Raw genomic sequence first — 12,939 nt, forward strand, 5'->3', positions numbered from 1 at the left:
TGTCCTGAAATGACGTCTGCCGTTCCGCGTTATGGATAGATCACGCGGTATCGCGATGAGCGCAGGCGCTCACGCGGGGGTCACTGCGTTCGCAAGGACGACGGAAGGATCTAGCTTTTCTTCTGCTTGGCCGGCGGCTGCTGCTGCGGGTTGAGCAGCTTTTTCAGTCCGTTGATGCTCTCCGAGAGCCGCGGCCATTCGCACGAGAACTGGTTCTTGGCGCACTGGGCAGCCCGGAGGCGTGCGGCCTGCTTGACGGGACTGGCCACCGGTATCGGTACCTTTTCGGTCTCGATCGACGGAGCGGCCTGCATCGGAGCAGGCTGCTCCGTGCGCAGCGAGATCTGCTGCACACCTTGCGCGGGCGGTAGCTCTTGCTGCTGCTGCTGCTTGGCCGCCTGCGCCGCGGCGGCGTGATTGCGCCGCTCGCGCTCGAGATAGGCCGTATAATGCTCGTCGATCTTCTTCTGCTCTTCCGGCGTCGGATTTGGGCCCGCGATGTCGAAGGTGCGGTCCTGCATGAAATCGTAATAGGTGTAACCGCCGCCCGCCTTGCGGCGGCCGGCGAATTTCGCGTTGCATTCGGCAAGCTTCGCCGTTTTTTCTTCCTTGGTATTCGACTTCTCGGCCACATCGGCGCAGGATTCGAAATCCACCGGCGTGCTGCGCCACCATTGCGCGACGGAAGGCGCCGGCACGAACACGAGCAGGCCTCCGATCGCGGCAAAAACAAATGACGGTGCACGTGAGGCGATCACGGACGATTTTGCTCCAGTCGAATTCTTGGGAACTTTGATTGAGTCGATTGTCATCATTTTGGCAGCGCTGTCACGCCGAAATTGCACGATGTTCCCGCTGGCGTTGTGACTCTATCCGCTGGATGTGACCAATGGAACACAGTGCTAGGCCATTAGAAATCTTGAGGAAATTCAACGCCAAGGCAAAGCTGCGCGCGCAAAGTTCCAGCGATTCCAAGTGCACCATCAGAGGGCGGGCGGATAAGTGCGCCACATTGTGGCAACAATCAGTCGGCGCCGCGTGCGCGGGCCAGAGTGCTCGACGCCGTTTCATGGAACGTAGCGCGGTAGAGTCGCGCGAACTCACCCATGTGGTGGAAGCCGTTGGCGCGCGCGCACGACGTCACGGTGATCGCGTCGGAACCCTTCGCCAGTTGTGCGCGGGCCGACCAAAGCTGCTTGAGGCGCAAATAGCGATGCAGGCTCATACCGCGAACGCTCGCCACCGCCGTGCCGAGTGTCCTGACCGATACGCCGCATTGCTCGGCAAGGTCGGCGCTGTAGATCGGCGAGGCGGCGTGAAACGCGACATATTCGTCGATCATGCGAACGAGGCGGCAATAGCCCCTGCTTGCGATCCGGCCCGCCACATCAGGCGTTCTGCCGCTGCGGAACATCTCGTCGATGGCGAGCAGCAGGCCTTCCTGGAGAGCCAGCGCCGAACGCGGCTCCAGCAACAGCTCCGGTCTGGCCGAAGCCGTCTGCAAGATACCCGTCGTGATGGATCTGACGGTTGCCAGAGCCTCGAGGGTGGGCGTGAACGGGCAAAGCAGATCCGGCGTATCGAACCATTCCCGGTCTCGCAGGCCGGCGCCCAGCGTGATGATCGCGTGCAGCGATCCGCGGGGTTCGACGAACTGCAAATCGACATTGCCGCGCATGCCGATGAAGGCCGGACGGTCCACCGACATGCCGTTGACGGCTACGTCGTAATCGTTCTCGAGCTGGAAGATGACGACGCCGTGCGCCGCGCGGTAGCTGACGTCGACAATGCGGGGGAATGAACTGAGCACGGCGATCTGGCAGCCCGGCAACTGCACCATCGCGCGCGCGGTATGGAAATTAGCAAGGCTGAGCGGGACGCTGCGCGCGTCCGCGACAAATTCGACCGGCCGGAAGGCATCGATGTCGGAGAACTGGACGATCGAAAGTGCCGGCGAGGGGGCAAGCTTCTGGAACTGCATCGTGAGGCACCGGCAGCGTGCGAATCGTTGCCGCCAGCGTCGGCGGGTCTGGTTAAGGCCGCATTAAGAAGTGTGGCCGGGAGAGATTTCAAGCGGCTTTCGGTCGCGGAGAAAAAGCAGGGGTGTCAATTCCGCGACGTGTGGCGCTGGCCCGCGCGGTACGTGGGTTCACGCAGCACCGGCCGCCCGTTTCCCGACCGGCCGACCGGCCACCCGGACCCATCCAAATCCATTATACCTGCTCAAGCGGAATGCTAGTTGTTTTGCCGCAACCGAAGTCATCATGTGGCGGCTGGTCTGGAGCCCTCGTGCCGGGCGTACCGGAGCCGCAGGAGGGAAACAGTTTTTATGACCATCACCACGGCCATGACCAGCGTGCCGAAGCCCGCACCCGACCTGCTCGAAGCTTTCAGGGACGCGCCGACCTCGATCATCTCTGACAATCTCGCCCGCCTTCCGGGCGCCGTCGGGCTGCGGCCTTTCCATCGCGGCGGGCGGCTGGTGGGGGTCGCCTTCACTGTGCGCACGCGGCCGGGCGACAATCTGGCGATCCATCGGGCGCTGGAACTGGTTGGGCCCGGCGACGTGATCGTGGTCGATGGCGGCGGCGACGAGACGCGGGCGCTGGTGGGCGAAATCATGAAGACAATCGCCGAATACAAAGGCGCCGCGGGCTATGTAATCGACGGTGCGATCCGCGATGTCGCGGCGTTCGCCGCCTCCGACTTTCCATGCTTTGCCCGCACCGCGATCCACCGCGGGCCCTACAAGAGCGGTCCGGGCGAAATCAATGTGCCGGTATCGATCGGCGGTTCGGTGATTTCTCCCGGCGATATCGTGGTCGGCGACGAGGACGGCGTGGTGTCGTTTCCCGCTTCGACCGCAGTCGGCCTGCTGGCAGCGGTCCGCGCCCAGATCGCGCGCGAAGAGGATACGTTGCTTGCGATTCGCGAAGGCCGCTACCAGGGCAGCTACGGAAAATCCTGAGGGAGGAACGATGAGTCAGAAGGACGAATTTCACAATCTGGATAATCCGGCCGACGGCCTGTTCCGCGAACTCGCGTCCGGGGTCACGACACGAATCTTCTCTGGCGAGCACGCGATGCTGTCGGTGGTGACGCTGGCGCCGCACGCGCAAGGCACCCTGCATCATCATCCCGAGGAACAATGGGGCGTGCTGCTCGATGGCTCGGCCATCCGAGTTCAGGGCGGTGAGGAAATTCCGGTCAAGAAAGGCGATTTCTGGCGGACGCCGGGAAACGTGCCGCATACGATGCGGGCTGGACCGGAAGGCGCCCGCGTGCTTGACATCTTCAGCCCGCCTCGGCCCGAGTACAAGAAAGCCGGGTCCGGCTTCGGCACTTAAAAACAAGCCTGCGAAACAAGAACAAAAAAATCGCGGGCGGCCATGGGAGGAGAGCTTTGGTGAAGATTTCACGACGCAACTTGCTTGCGGCGACAGCCGCGTTTGCGGTGACGCCCGCGCTGGCGCAGCCGGCCAAAAACATGACGCTGGTGGTGCCGTTCCCACCGGGAGGATCGACCGACGCGCTGGCGCGGCTGCTGCAGTCCCACCTGCAGACGAAACTCGGCCGCACCGTGCTGGTGGAAAACAAGTCCGGCGCGGCTGGCTCGCTCGGCGCCATCCAGGTCGCCAAGAGCGCGCCCGACGGCGCGACGTTCCTGGTGACCTTCGATTCGCACGCGGTCATCCCCTCGATCCTGGAAAAGCCGGGGGTGGATGTCGAAAAGGATCTGGTGCCGGTGTTCCTGGTCGGCACTGCGCCCTATGTCGTCGCGGCGAATGCCGAGCGGCCATACAAGACCTTTGCCGACGTGGTGGCGGCCTGCAAGGCCAAGCCCGGCGCGGTGAAATACGCCTCCGTCGGCATCGGTACGCTCGGCCATCTGGCGATGACGGTGCTCGGCAAGAAGGCCGGCGTCGAGATCACGCATGTGCCTTACCGCGGCGGCGGCCCGGCGATGAACGACGTGCTCGGCGGCCATGTCGACATGATCGTGGGATCGGCGGCGCTGATCACGGCGCAGCTCGGCACCAACATGCTGCGGCCGATCCTGCAGATGGGGCGCGAGCGGATGCCGGTGCTCAAGGATACCCAGACCGCGATCGAGGCAGGCTTTCCCGATTTCGAGACGCTGGCCTGGTGGGGCATCTTTGCGCCCAAGGACACGCCGGCCGATATCATTGCCGCCATGGCAAAATCGGTGAAGGAGATTCTGAGCGAACCGGCGGTGGCGAAACAATTGCAGGAAACGCAGCAGATGACGCTGCTGCTCGCCGACGGCAAGGAATTTTCGGCGTTCTTCGCCAAGCAGGTCGGCATCTGGGGCCAGGTGGTGCGAGAGAACAATATCAAGGCGTAGCGCGGTGGGACGCTAATTCCGTCATCTTCGTCATGCCCGGCCTCGTGCCGGGCATCCACGTCTTTGCTTCAACCAGGCACCATGCTCATGAAAAAGGCCCCACAGGGTGGGGCCTTAATCATCAAAGCGTCAGACGCCTCAGTTGTAGTCTGAATATTTGAACTGCGGCATCGCCTTGAGCTGCTCCTTGGTGCCGCTCATCATCGCGTGATCCGGCGTCCAGTCGTTCGCGTCGCTGGTGCGCGTTGTCGTGGTGGTCGTGGCCGCGCCGGTGGTTGTTTCGCGCGGCGCGGTCGCGGTGTCCTTCGTCGTTGTCGTCGCCGTCGAGCTGGTGCGGACAGGCTCCTCGATGAATTTGAGCTTGTCCATGGAAACGGCGATGTCGTGCTCGCCCATACCCAGGAAGCCGCCGACGCCGATGACCACGGCAGCGACCTTGCCGTTCTTGTCGAGGATCAGCTCGTTGATGTCGCCGAGCTTCTCGTTGGCTTCATTATAAACGTCGAGGCCCATGAGCTTGGACGCGCGCCAATTGCCCTTGAGCATCATCTTTTCCTGGGCACCGGCGCTGGTCGCGGCAGGCGCGGCCTTATCCGCGGGCTGGGGCGACTGCGCATAGGCGGGAGCACTGAACACGGCGGCGCTCAAGAGAGCCGCAGCTAAGATCTTCTGCATTTTATCCTCCTCGAAAGTGATCGATGCTCCTAGAACAGGGCGCATGCGCGAATGTTCCTGAGCGTTTCGGAGAAGTTTCGAAACAGGCCTGAAGCGACGGCGCAGCGATACCGGCAGGCAGGGCCGGGCTGGCAAAACTAGTCCGCTCGCTAACGGACTTATTGCGCCTTGGTTCGGAAACATGTTCTCGCGGTCTGCGTTGAAATATCGGCTCATGCCGGGTGGTAACCGGCCGCAACGGAGAACGATGGACGCAGTTATTTTGCCGGTTTCTTGCTGCGACACCAACGCATCGGTACGCGCTGACATCTAACCCGTTCCCGGCGTGAGCGCTCTTTGCTGGCCCGCTGCTCCTCAAAATATGTGACCCGATTTCGGCAAATCCGTCATGCCCGGGCCTGTCCCGGGCATCCACGTCTTCGTCTCCGCCTGACAAGAGCGTGGATGGCCGGGACGTAGGCGAGCGGAAGCGACGCCGTCCCTCAGACGGCTATGCCCGGCCATGACGACGCTGAGACATCTGCGCAGCCTGCGCTTTTGCGTCTGGCGGCCTGGCGAAGAGGGCTGGCGATGCCAGACCTGCTTTGCTATGAAGCGTCCCAAGCACCTGCTTGTCCGAGCAGGTCCGCGGTCCCGTAGCTCAGCCGGATAGAGCGACGGTTTCCTAAACCGTAGGTCGGAAGTTCGAGTCTTCCCGGGATCGCCAGTTCATTAGCGCAATGAAGTCTTATTTTCTCTTCTGGTCCCGGAGCAATTAGCTGGCGGCCGGGGTGGGCCGTCACTCATACGCCCTTCTCCAACAACGCCCTGAAATCCGCTCGCGCGCGTTGCGCCTCGCGCTTCGCCGTCTCCGAGGCTTCTCCAAGCCCGAAATAGCCGTGGATCAGGCCGAGGCCGTCGTAATAGCTGGTCGGCACGCCGGCGGCCTTTAGCGCTTCCGCATAGGCCTTGCCTTCGTCGCGGAGCGGATCGAACCATGCGGTGCAGACGATGGCGGGCGCAAGGCCTGTGAGGTTTTTGGCGCGCAGCGGCGAGACGCGCCAGTCGGTGCCGTGGGCGCCGTCTTCGAGGTAATGGCCGCAGAACCATTCCATGGTGGCGCGGGTGAGGAAATAGCCGTCCGCGTTTTCGGCGCGTGAGGGAAAGCGCCCGTTCTCCCTGGCGTCGGCGAAATTTCCGGCGACGTCGGTGACGGGATAGACCAAGAATTGCGCTGCGAGCTTGATGCCGGCGTCGCGGCAGGCGATGGCGGTGGTGGCCGCCAGATTGCCGCCTGCGCTGTCGCCGGCAACACCGACGCGCGCCGCATCGCCGCCGAATTCGGCGATGCGGGCGATGACGTCCCGGGTGGCTGCGAAGGCATCCTCGAATGCGCCGGGAAAGCGCACCTCGGGCGGGCGGCGATAATCGACGGAGACCACGACCGCGCCGGTCTCGATCGCGAGCCAGCGCGCCTGCCGGTCATGGGTCTCGAGATCGCCGGCCACCCAGCCGCCGCCATGGAAGAACACGACCGTCGGCGATTTGTCGCTTGAGTTCCGGTAGACCCGCGCGGCCAGGAAACCGGCTGCGCCTTTCACCTTGATATCCTCCGCGCTCATCACCGGTGGCGGCGGAACCGCCGCGCGCGCGGCCGCCAATGCGCGCAGCGCATCGCGTGCGCTCTGCGGCGTCATCGTCGTGGGATCGCGCAGTGGCAGCAGCGGAATGATCTGGGCGACGACGGGATCGAGCGGCGGAATCATGCGGGACCTCACGAGGAGCGATGGAATGCCAGAATAGGTAACGGGCATGGCTGCGGCAATTGCGCTGGACGCCGCCCAGACCCGCCGATTTCCCTCAATTGATAACGATTCCTGCAAGCAGGCGCGTTGGTAGAATCGGGGCGCCGTTTACTTCTGGTTATCCTTAAACAAGCGTGCACGGGAACGGCTGGGGCACACCGCTCATTACTCCCTCCAGAGGGAGTGTGTGATGGATCAAATTTCCGGATTGGATCGGGCGCTCGACGAAATGCTGGTGCATCTCGGCGGCATGGTGCTGAAACTGTCCAGCCCGCAGGTGACGCGGACCGCCGAAGAGCGGCACGCGCTGGCGTGCTCGGTCAACCAATATTCGGTTTGCGCGGCGCGCTCGGGCGATCCGCGCGTGCACCAGCTCAAGGCCGAACTCGAAGAGACGATCAAGCCGCATCTGCGGCTGGTTGCCAGCAGGTAATGCAGCCGTTCGATTGCGGCGACGTCGACGTGCAGATGGACGGCCCACAGCCGGGACACCGGCCGTGGTAGCGCCAACGGCTCAGAGCGTCTTGAGGTATTCGATCAGCGCCTTCCGATCGCCCTCCGACAGCTCCGGCCCGATCACGCCCTTGATTTCCTTGTCCTTGTTGTAGTCCTTCCGGAATTCGTGGCCTCTGTTCGAGTTTCCGCGAATGGAGGTATCGAATAGAAATCCGTTCTTGATCGGATCGGTCTTGTAACCGAGCTTCACGGGGTCGTACTCGCGGCTGCCGAGGAAGAATTTCTTCGGTCGTTTCTCGGGGTCACCGAGCAGGTCGTCGATGGTCGGCACCGAGCCGTTGTGCAGATAGGGCGGCGTCGCCCAGACCCCGTTCAGCGGACGGACCTTGTAGGCCAGTTCACCGCGGAGTTCGTTCGGCATGTAACCGTCGATTCGTTTCCGCTCTGCTTCGCTGACTGGCGGCTTCTTCTGGTCGAAGCTGTAATTGACGGTCTTCTCGACCAGTTCGCCCAGCGCGAATGCGAAGCTGGGATTCTTGATGCCGAGATTTTCAGGCACCGCGACCGTACGGGCCAGCATGTCGGCGGCCTGTGCGTCGTCGGTTCCGATATGCGAGATCGGAACGTTCTCGACCTTGAGGATCGCTTCGCCGGCCTCGTTCTTGGTCCACCAGTCCTTGTTGTTGAAATCGTAGAACTCCGCGCTCGTCACCGGCGGCCGGTGACACTCCTGACAATGGGTCTTGTAGAGCCTGGCGCCCTCGTCGGCCAGTTTCTGGTCGATCGGCGGCAGGATGTTGCCCGGCCATTTCGGCGATTGCAGGCCGGAGAATCCGTCCTTCGCGTTCGGCGGCTTCTTGCCCTTTATCATCATCTCCATGTCGTCGAGCGCCTTGATGTTGACGCTCGATTTGTAGAGTCCCTTCGACGGTTCGGTCAGATTGAGCTCCGCCGACACGCCGAGCGATTCGCCGGCGTTGCGCACCATCGGCTGCATGATGGAGCCGTTGTACTGCACCCAGTCGAACCACGGCGTGTTCCAGATCCGGGGGAAATGCACCGGCGCGGAGGAGCCGGCATAGTTTTCCGGCTTGTTCAGGTCGATGGAGAACACCTGATTGCCGATCCGGTTCAGCGCGTCGAGCCGTCCGTAACCCTCCAGAATGCTCTGGGAGGCGACGCGTTCTTCCAGATTCTTGACCCGCTTGTACTGCGCGAGCACCTGATCGAGCTGGGTCTTCAGCGTCTCGCGTTCGTCGACGGTGGAGTCCGGTCCCAGCACGGCGTCGGCGAAGCGGCTGAAGCGACCGGGCCACACCCGCGTCAGCAGGAGCGAGATGCCCATGCCCTGCTTCATCGCGAAGAGATTGGTGAGCGCCGGCCCACCGTCGATGACGACGGCGGTGCCGTTATAGGTGAGGCTGCCGGTGTGGCAGGCCGCGCAGGTCAGCCCGATGCCGTTCATCTCCTTCTTGTCGCGCGGATTCTTCCACGTCGCCCCGGTCGGGTCCAGCATCGGGGTGCCCTCCGCAAACCCGATCGGAAGCGCCGTCTTGCCCGGGATGATCGTGTCGGCAATGAAGCCGTAGCGATCGAGATAGGCGGGGTCGCTGAACAGGCCGGGCGAGGTGAACAAGAGCCAGGGAATCGTCGGCTGCTCCAGCGCCATGAACCATTTATAGGGAAAGCCGAAGGTCCGCGTTCCCTGGTCGGCGTGATAGAACCAGCTCAGCGTTTCCTTATCGATCCCCTGGTCGAGCCAGACGGTTTTCTTCGGGGTCGGATGCTCCACGATCTTGACGTGAAGATTCTGCCAGGTCTTGGCGATGTCGTCCTTGAAGACCGCGTAACCGATGCCGACGACCGCCAGCGCGATCACGATTTTTGCAATCCTCCTGCCCCGCATGGCCTGCCCCTTCCTAAAACCGCGCTGCTCGCGCGCAATATCGGTCTGTTATCAAAAAACGCCGCAAGGCGAATCACCCTCGGCGTGCGATTGAATATGATCCCATCTTATAGTGGCGTCATAGGTCTGTCCATAAATCCAGCTTCTTCGCGCTCGGGTGATTTTGATGGTTGGTCTCTCGGTCCGGCTTTTCCAGTATAAAGTGCCGATGATGCCATTGAATGTCAGCCAGATCACATGACGGCAGCCGAGGCGCAATCGCTCCGGATTGAGGTGGGCTCCGATCAGGCGGTTTCCGCGCTGCTGATCGAGCCGCCGCAGCCTCGCGCCTGTTACGTGTTCGCGCACGGGGCCGGCGCCGGCATGGCCCATGCGTCGATGGAAACCGTTGCCACGGGCCTTGCCGAACGCGGCATTGCGACGCTGCGCTACCAGTTTCCCTATATGGAGAAAGGCAGCAAGCGGCCCGATCCGCCCGCGGTCGCGCACGCCGCGGTGCGGGCGTCGGTGGCGGTAGCTGGGCGGCGCTTTCCCGCGCTGCCGCTGATCGCGGGCGGCCGATCGTTCGGCGGGCGCATGACGTCGCAGGCGCAGGCGAAGTCAGCCTTGGCCGGCGTTCGCGGGCTGGCGTTTCTCGGCTTTCCCCTGCATCCGGCCGGAAAGCCTTCCAGCGAGCGGGCCGGGCATCTCGCCGACGTCAAAATCCCGATGCTGTTCCTGCAGGGCACGCGCGACACGCTGGCGGAATTGAGCCTGCTCAAGCCGGTCGTCCAAAGCCTGGGATCGCGGGCGACGCTGCATCTGCTCGATGGCGCCGATCATTCCTTTCATGTGCTGAAGAGCTCGGGACGAAACGATCGCGCGGTGCTGGATGAGGCGCTGGATGCGTTTGCGGCGTGGGTGGAGGAGGTTGTGGCCCAAGCTCTCAGATGACAGAGTTGCGCCGCGCGCCATCCTGGCTACGATGTATCAATGACAAAAATCCTGATCGTCAATCCGAACACGACCGCCGCGATGACCGAAACGATCGGCGCCGCCGCGCGCGCTGTCGCCGCATCCGGCACCGAAATAATTGCCATGACCTCGGCGATGGGGCCGGTCTCGATCGAAGGCTATTACGACGAGGCGTTCGCCGTGCCCGGCCTGATCCAGGCGCTGATGAATGCGCCGGACGCCGATGCGGCGATCGTCGCTTGTTTCGACGATACCGGGCTCGACGCCGCGCGGACCGCCGCGCCTTTTCCGGTGGTCGGCATTTGCGAGGCGGCGCTGGTGACGGCAGGCCAGATCGCCAAGCGCATCGTCGTCGTCACTACGCTGCCGCGCTCGATCGTGCCGCTGGAAGAGCTGGTGCGCCGCTACGGTTTTGCGGAGAGGGTGCAGGTCACCGCCTGCGACGTTGCGGTGCTCGATCTCGACAAGCCCGGCTCGGGTGCCGAAGCCAAGCTTGAAGCCGAGATTGCCCGCGCGCTCGACAAGGGTGCGGAAGCGATCGTGCTGGGCTGCGCCGGCATGGCCGATCTCTCGCAAAAACTGTCGCGGAAATTCGGCGTGCCCGTAGTCGATGGCGTGGCGGCGGCGGTGAAGCAGGCCGAAGCGTTGGCCGGGCTGAAGCTGACGACGTCGCGGCGCGGTTCTTATGCGTCGCCGGGCGTGAAGAATTACACAGGGCTCTTGGAACAATTCTCGCCGTCGGAGCCGTCATTGCGAGCGAAGCGAAGCAATCCATAGAACAGCGTTGGGATAGATGGATTGCTTCGTCGCTTGCGCTCCCTTGCGCAAACGCTTCGCGTTTGTCGCAGGCAATGACGGTGGTCAGACCGATTGCGGCGCGCCGTAGATCTTGTCGCGCAGCCGCCGCATGCCTGTTAGCCAGCGGTCGCGGTTGGAAGCCTTGCGCTGCATGTATTCGGCGACCTGCGGGTGCGACAGGATGAGGAAGCGTTCTTCCGCCATCGCCTCGATCACCATGCGCGCCACTTCCGGCGGTTGCAGCACGCCGTCGACCCTTGCAGCGCTCGGGCCGGGCGTCGTCATGGCTGTCTGCACCGATTGCGGGCACAGCACGGAGACGCGGATGCCGCGGTCGCCATATTGAATGGCGAGATGCTCGGCGAGCGCCACCGCGGCGTTCTTGGTCACGCCGTAGGGCATCGAGTTCAGCGACGCCAGCAGGCCTGCGGCGGAAGCGGTGTTGAGGAGATAGCCGGAGCCGCGCGCCAGCATGCCGGGCACCAGCGCGCGCGCCGCGAATACATGGCTCATGACATGAACACGCCAGCTCACGTCCCAGTCGGCATCCGACGCGGTCTCCTGGCCCTTGCGGGAAAGCCCGGCGTTGGAAAAGAACACGTCGACCGGACCGTATTTGTCCTCCGCCGCAGCGATCAGCGCCTTGATGTCTTCCTCCAGTCCGACATCGGCCGTGATCGGCAGTCCGTCGATATCGCCCGCGACCTTGGCGAGCTTCTCGCGCGAGGTCTTGAGATCGGCGACCACGACACCGCGTGCTCCGGCCTCCGCATAAGCGCGCGCCACCGCTTCGCCAATGCCGCTGGCGGCTCCCGTGACGACACAGACCTTGCCCTTGACGTGCATGATGCGGTTTCCCCTTGCTGTTCTCTGGCCTAGTACAGCCCCTTGTCGCGCGCCTGGCGGATGGTGAGCGCGCCCATCATGTCGAGCATCGGTGTCGAAAGTCCGGCGGCGCGCGCGAAGGCGGCGGGCGCGCGGACCAGCGCGTCGATCTCCATGGCGCGGCCGAGTTCGTAATCCTGCAGGATCGACGGCTTGTGATCCGGCGCCGGACCGGAGCGGGTCACGCGCTTGACCTCGGGAAAACAGCTTCGGGCTATGCTGTTGGCCTCGTCGAGCAGGCGCGGCACGATGTCGGCAAGGTCAGGATCATCGCGCACGGCGCGCGCGGTCTGCCCGGTCAGGAGGCAGAGAACCGACATCGACATGTTGGTCAACAGCTTTGACCAGATCGTCTCCCTGATCTGCGCGACTTCGGGCGAGTCGATCGCGGCGGCGTTGAGCGCCATGCGCAGCTTTGCGGCTCGCTCGCTCTGGCGGTCGTCGCACTCGCCGATCAGCAGCCGGTTGCGCTCCGGCGAGAGGTTGGCGACCACGCCCGGCGCGACGACTTCGTTCGATGAAAACACCACGCCGCCGACGATGCGCTCTTTCGGGATCGCTGCGCGCAGTCGCCCGGCCGGATCGAGGAAAGCCAGATCCGGCACCGGCGGATGTTTTGGCGAGAGCCCGATATCGTACCACCAGGGAATACCGTTCTGCGCAAAGACGACCGCAGTATCGTCGTCAAGCAGCGGCTGCAGGCCGGTAGCGAGGCTGGAGAGAGCTGTCGCCTTCAGCGTGCAGATAACAGCGTCCTGCCGGCCCAGCGCCGCGGGATCGCTCGATGCACGCACCTTCGCCTTGAACTCGCCATCTCCAACCCGCAGCGTCAGCCCGTTCGCTTTCACGGCATCCAGATGCGCACCCCGCATCACGCAGGAAACGTCATGGCCCGCCAGCGCGAGCCGCACCGCAAAATGGCTGCCGACGGCGCCCGCACCGAAAATGCAAATCCGCATGGATAGGAAATCCTGCTGGGGGAAATGGCCGTGCTAGTTTTCACAAGCCTTGATCGGGCGCAACCGGCTCGCCGCACAGGCTGGGTTGCGGCGCACGCGGCCTTGTCGGCGCGGGAACTTTTGGCATTCGGTCGGCGTTCGCCCACATGCCGTCAA

General features: G+C 63.5%; 13 protein-coding genes and 1 tRNA gene. 7 read left to right on the plus strand and 7 right to left on the minus strand.

Annotated features, from left to right (window positions below):
• Positions 1 to 110: 110 nt before the first annotated feature.
• Positions 111 to 812: a hypothetical protein gene (locus ACH79_RS12710; RefSeq protein WP_161851330.1), complete on the minus strand. Its 702-nt coding sequence runs from the start codon at positions 810 to 812 to the stop codon at positions 111 to 113.
• Positions 813 to 1,024: 212 nt separating this feature from the next.
• Positions 1,025 to 1,981 (minus strand): helix-turn-helix domain-containing protein, encoded by a 957-nt coding sequence (locus ACH79_RS12715; RefSeq protein WP_161851331.1) that lies wholly within the window; start codon positions 1,979 to 1,981, stop codon positions 1,025 to 1,027.
• A gap of 348 nt (positions 1,982 to 2,329) precedes the next feature.
• Between ACH79_RS12715 and ACH79_RS12720 the strand changes: the two genes are divergently transcribed.
• Genes ACH79_RS12720 through ACH79_RS12730 form a run of 3 tightly spaced genes read left to right on the plus strand, consistent with a single transcriptional unit; the run spans position 2,330 to position 4,366 of the window.
• Complete coding sequence (locus ACH79_RS12720; protein ID WP_161851332.1) at positions 2,330 to 2,968, plus strand: RraA family protein; 639 nt, start codon at positions 2,330 to 2,332, stop codon at positions 2,966 to 2,968.
• 10 nt (positions 2,969 to 2,978) lie between these two features.
• Positions 2,979 to 3,347 carry a dimethylsulfonioproprionate lyase family protein gene (locus tag ACH79_RS12725; RefSeq protein WP_161851333.1) on the plus strand — a complete coding sequence of 123 codons (369 nt, stop codon included), beginning with the start codon at positions 2,979 to 2,981 and terminating at the stop codon, positions 3,345 to 3,347.
• Between the two features lie 59 nt (positions 3,348 to 3,406).
• Complete coding sequence (locus ACH79_RS12730) at positions 3,407 to 4,366, plus strand: tripartite tricarboxylate transporter substrate binding protein (RefSeq protein WP_161851334.1); 960 nt, start codon at positions 3,407 to 3,409, stop codon at positions 4,364 to 4,366.
• Positions 4,367 to 4,504: 138 nt separating this feature from the next.
• Here ACH79_RS12730 and ACH79_RS12735 read toward each other — a convergent pair whose 3' ends face one another.
• Positions 4,505 to 5,041, minus strand: coding sequence for a PRC-barrel domain-containing protein (locus tag ACH79_RS12735; RefSeq protein WP_161856337.1), 537 nt, complete (start codon positions 5,039 to 5,041; stop codon positions 4,505 to 4,507).
• Positions 5,042 to 5,670: 629 nt separating this feature from the next.
• On the opposite strand from ACH79_RS12735, the gene ACH79_RS12740 reads away from it, so the two are divergent.
• Positions 5,671 to 5,747, plus strand: a tRNA-Arg gene (locus ACH79_RS12740).
• 76 nt (positions 5,748 to 5,823) lie between these two features.
• Here the strand turns inward: ACH79_RS12740 and ACH79_RS12745 are convergent.
• Entirely contained in the window at positions 5,824 to 6,786 is a 963-nt protein-coding gene (locus ACH79_RS12745; RefSeq protein WP_161851335.1) for an alpha/beta hydrolase, read from the minus strand.
• 229 nt (positions 6,787 to 7,015) lie between these two features.
• Between ACH79_RS12745 and ACH79_RS12750 the strand changes: the two genes are divergently transcribed.
• On the plus strand, positions 7,016 to 7,258 hold the full coding sequence (locus ACH79_RS12750) for a hypothetical protein (RefSeq protein WP_161851336.1): 243 nt from the start codon (positions 7,016 to 7,018) through the stop codon (positions 7,256 to 7,258).
• An 81-nt stretch (positions 7,259 to 7,339) separates the two neighbouring features.
• Here ACH79_RS12750 and ACH79_RS12755 read toward each other — a convergent pair whose 3' ends face one another.
• The gene (locus ACH79_RS12755) at positions 7,340 to 9,187 is read right to left on the minus strand and encodes a di-heme-cytochrome C peroxidase (protein ID WP_161851337.1); all 1,848 of its coding nucleotides are present in this window, start codon (positions 9,185 to 9,187) and stop codon (positions 7,340 to 7,342) included.
• A 237-nt stretch (positions 9,188 to 9,424) separates the two neighbouring features.
• On the opposite strand from ACH79_RS12755, the gene ACH79_RS12760 reads away from it, so the two are divergent.
• Together ACH79_RS12760 and ACH79_RS12765 are read left to right on the plus strand one after the other, a co-directional pair.
• Positions 9,425 to 10,120 (plus strand): alpha/beta family hydrolase, encoded by a 696-nt coding sequence (locus ACH79_RS12760; RefSeq protein ID WP_161851338.1) that lies wholly within the window; start codon positions 9,425 to 9,427, stop codon positions 10,118 to 10,120.
• A 39-nt stretch (positions 10,121 to 10,159) separates the two neighbouring features.
• Positions 10,160 to 10,918 (plus strand): aspartate/glutamate racemase family protein, encoded by a 759-nt coding sequence (locus ACH79_RS12765; protein ID WP_161851339.1) that lies wholly within the window; start codon positions 10,160 to 10,162, stop codon positions 10,916 to 10,918.
• Positions 10,919 to 11,002: 84 nt separating this feature from the next.
• Here the strand turns inward: ACH79_RS12765 and ACH79_RS12770 are convergent, their stop codons facing one another.
• Positions 11,003 to 11,785, minus strand: a complete 783-nt coding sequence (locus ACH79_RS12770; RefSeq protein ID WP_161851340.1) for an SDR family oxidoreductase — start codon at positions 11,783 to 11,785, stop codon at positions 11,003 to 11,005.
• A gap of 29 nt (positions 11,786 to 11,814) precedes the next feature.
• On the minus strand, positions 11,815 to 12,783 hold the full coding sequence (locus ACH79_RS12775; RefSeq protein WP_161851341.1) for a ketopantoate reductase family protein: 969 nt from the start codon (positions 12,781 to 12,783) through the stop codon (positions 11,815 to 11,817).
• Positions 12,784 to 12,939: the final 156 nt, after the last annotated feature.

Origin of the sequence: Bradyrhizobium sp. CCBAU 051011, from assembly GCF_009930815.1 — a bacterium.
Classification (GTDB): Bacteria; Pseudomonadota; Alphaproteobacteria; order Rhizobiales; family Xanthobacteraceae; genus Bradyrhizobium.

What these genes read in the sequence shown, in the direction of transcription:
- ACH79_RS12710 (WP_161851330.1), bottom strand. Translation starts at nt 812, where the DNA reads ATGACAATCGACTCAATCAAAGTTCCCAAGAATTCGACTGGAGCAAAA.
- ACH79_RS12720 (WP_161851332.1), top strand. Translation starts at nt 2,330, where the DNA reads ATGACCATCACCACGGCCATGACCAGCGTGCCGAAGCCCGCACCCGAC.
- ACH79_RS12750 (WP_161851336.1), top strand. Translation starts at nt 7,016, where the DNA reads ATGGATCAAATTTCCGGATTGGATCGGGCGCTCGACGAAATGCTGGTG.
- ACH79_RS12715 (WP_161851331.1), bottom strand. Translation starts at nt 1,981, where the DNA reads ATGCAGTTCCAGAAGCTTGCCCCCTCGCCGGCACTTTCGATCGTCCAG.
- ACH79_RS12775 (WP_161851341.1), bottom strand. Translation starts at nt 12,783, where the DNA reads ATGCGGATTTGCATTTTCGGTGCGGGCGCCGTCGGCAGCCATTTTGCG.
- ACH79_RS12760 (WP_161851338.1), top strand. Translation starts at nt 9,425, where the DNA reads ATGACGGCAGCCGAGGCGCAATCGCTCCGGATTGAGGTGGGCTCCGAT.
- ACH79_RS12765 (WP_161851339.1), top strand. Translation starts at nt 10,160, where the DNA reads ATGACAAAAATCCTGATCGTCAATCCGAACACGACCGCCGCGATGACC.
- ACH79_RS12755 (WP_161851337.1), bottom strand. Translation starts at nt 9,187, where the DNA reads ATGCGGGGCAGGAGGATTGCAAAAATCGTGATCGCGCTGGCGGTCGTC.
- ACH79_RS12745 (WP_161851335.1), bottom strand. Translation starts at nt 6,786, where the DNA reads ATGATTCCGCCGCTCGATCCCGTCGTCGCCCAGATCATTCCGCTGCTG.
- ACH79_RS12735 (WP_161856337.1), bottom strand. Translation starts at nt 5,041, where the DNA reads ATGCAGAAGATCTTAGCTGCGGCTCTCTTGAGCGCCGCCGTGTTCAGT.
- ACH79_RS12725 (WP_161851333.1), top strand. Translation starts at nt 2,979, where the DNA reads ATGAGTCAGAAGGACGAATTTCACAATCTGGATAATCCGGCCGACGGC.
- ACH79_RS12770 (WP_161851340.1), bottom strand. Translation starts at nt 11,785, where the DNA reads ATGCACGTCAAGGGCAAGGTCTGTGTCGTCACGGGAGCCGCCAGCGGC.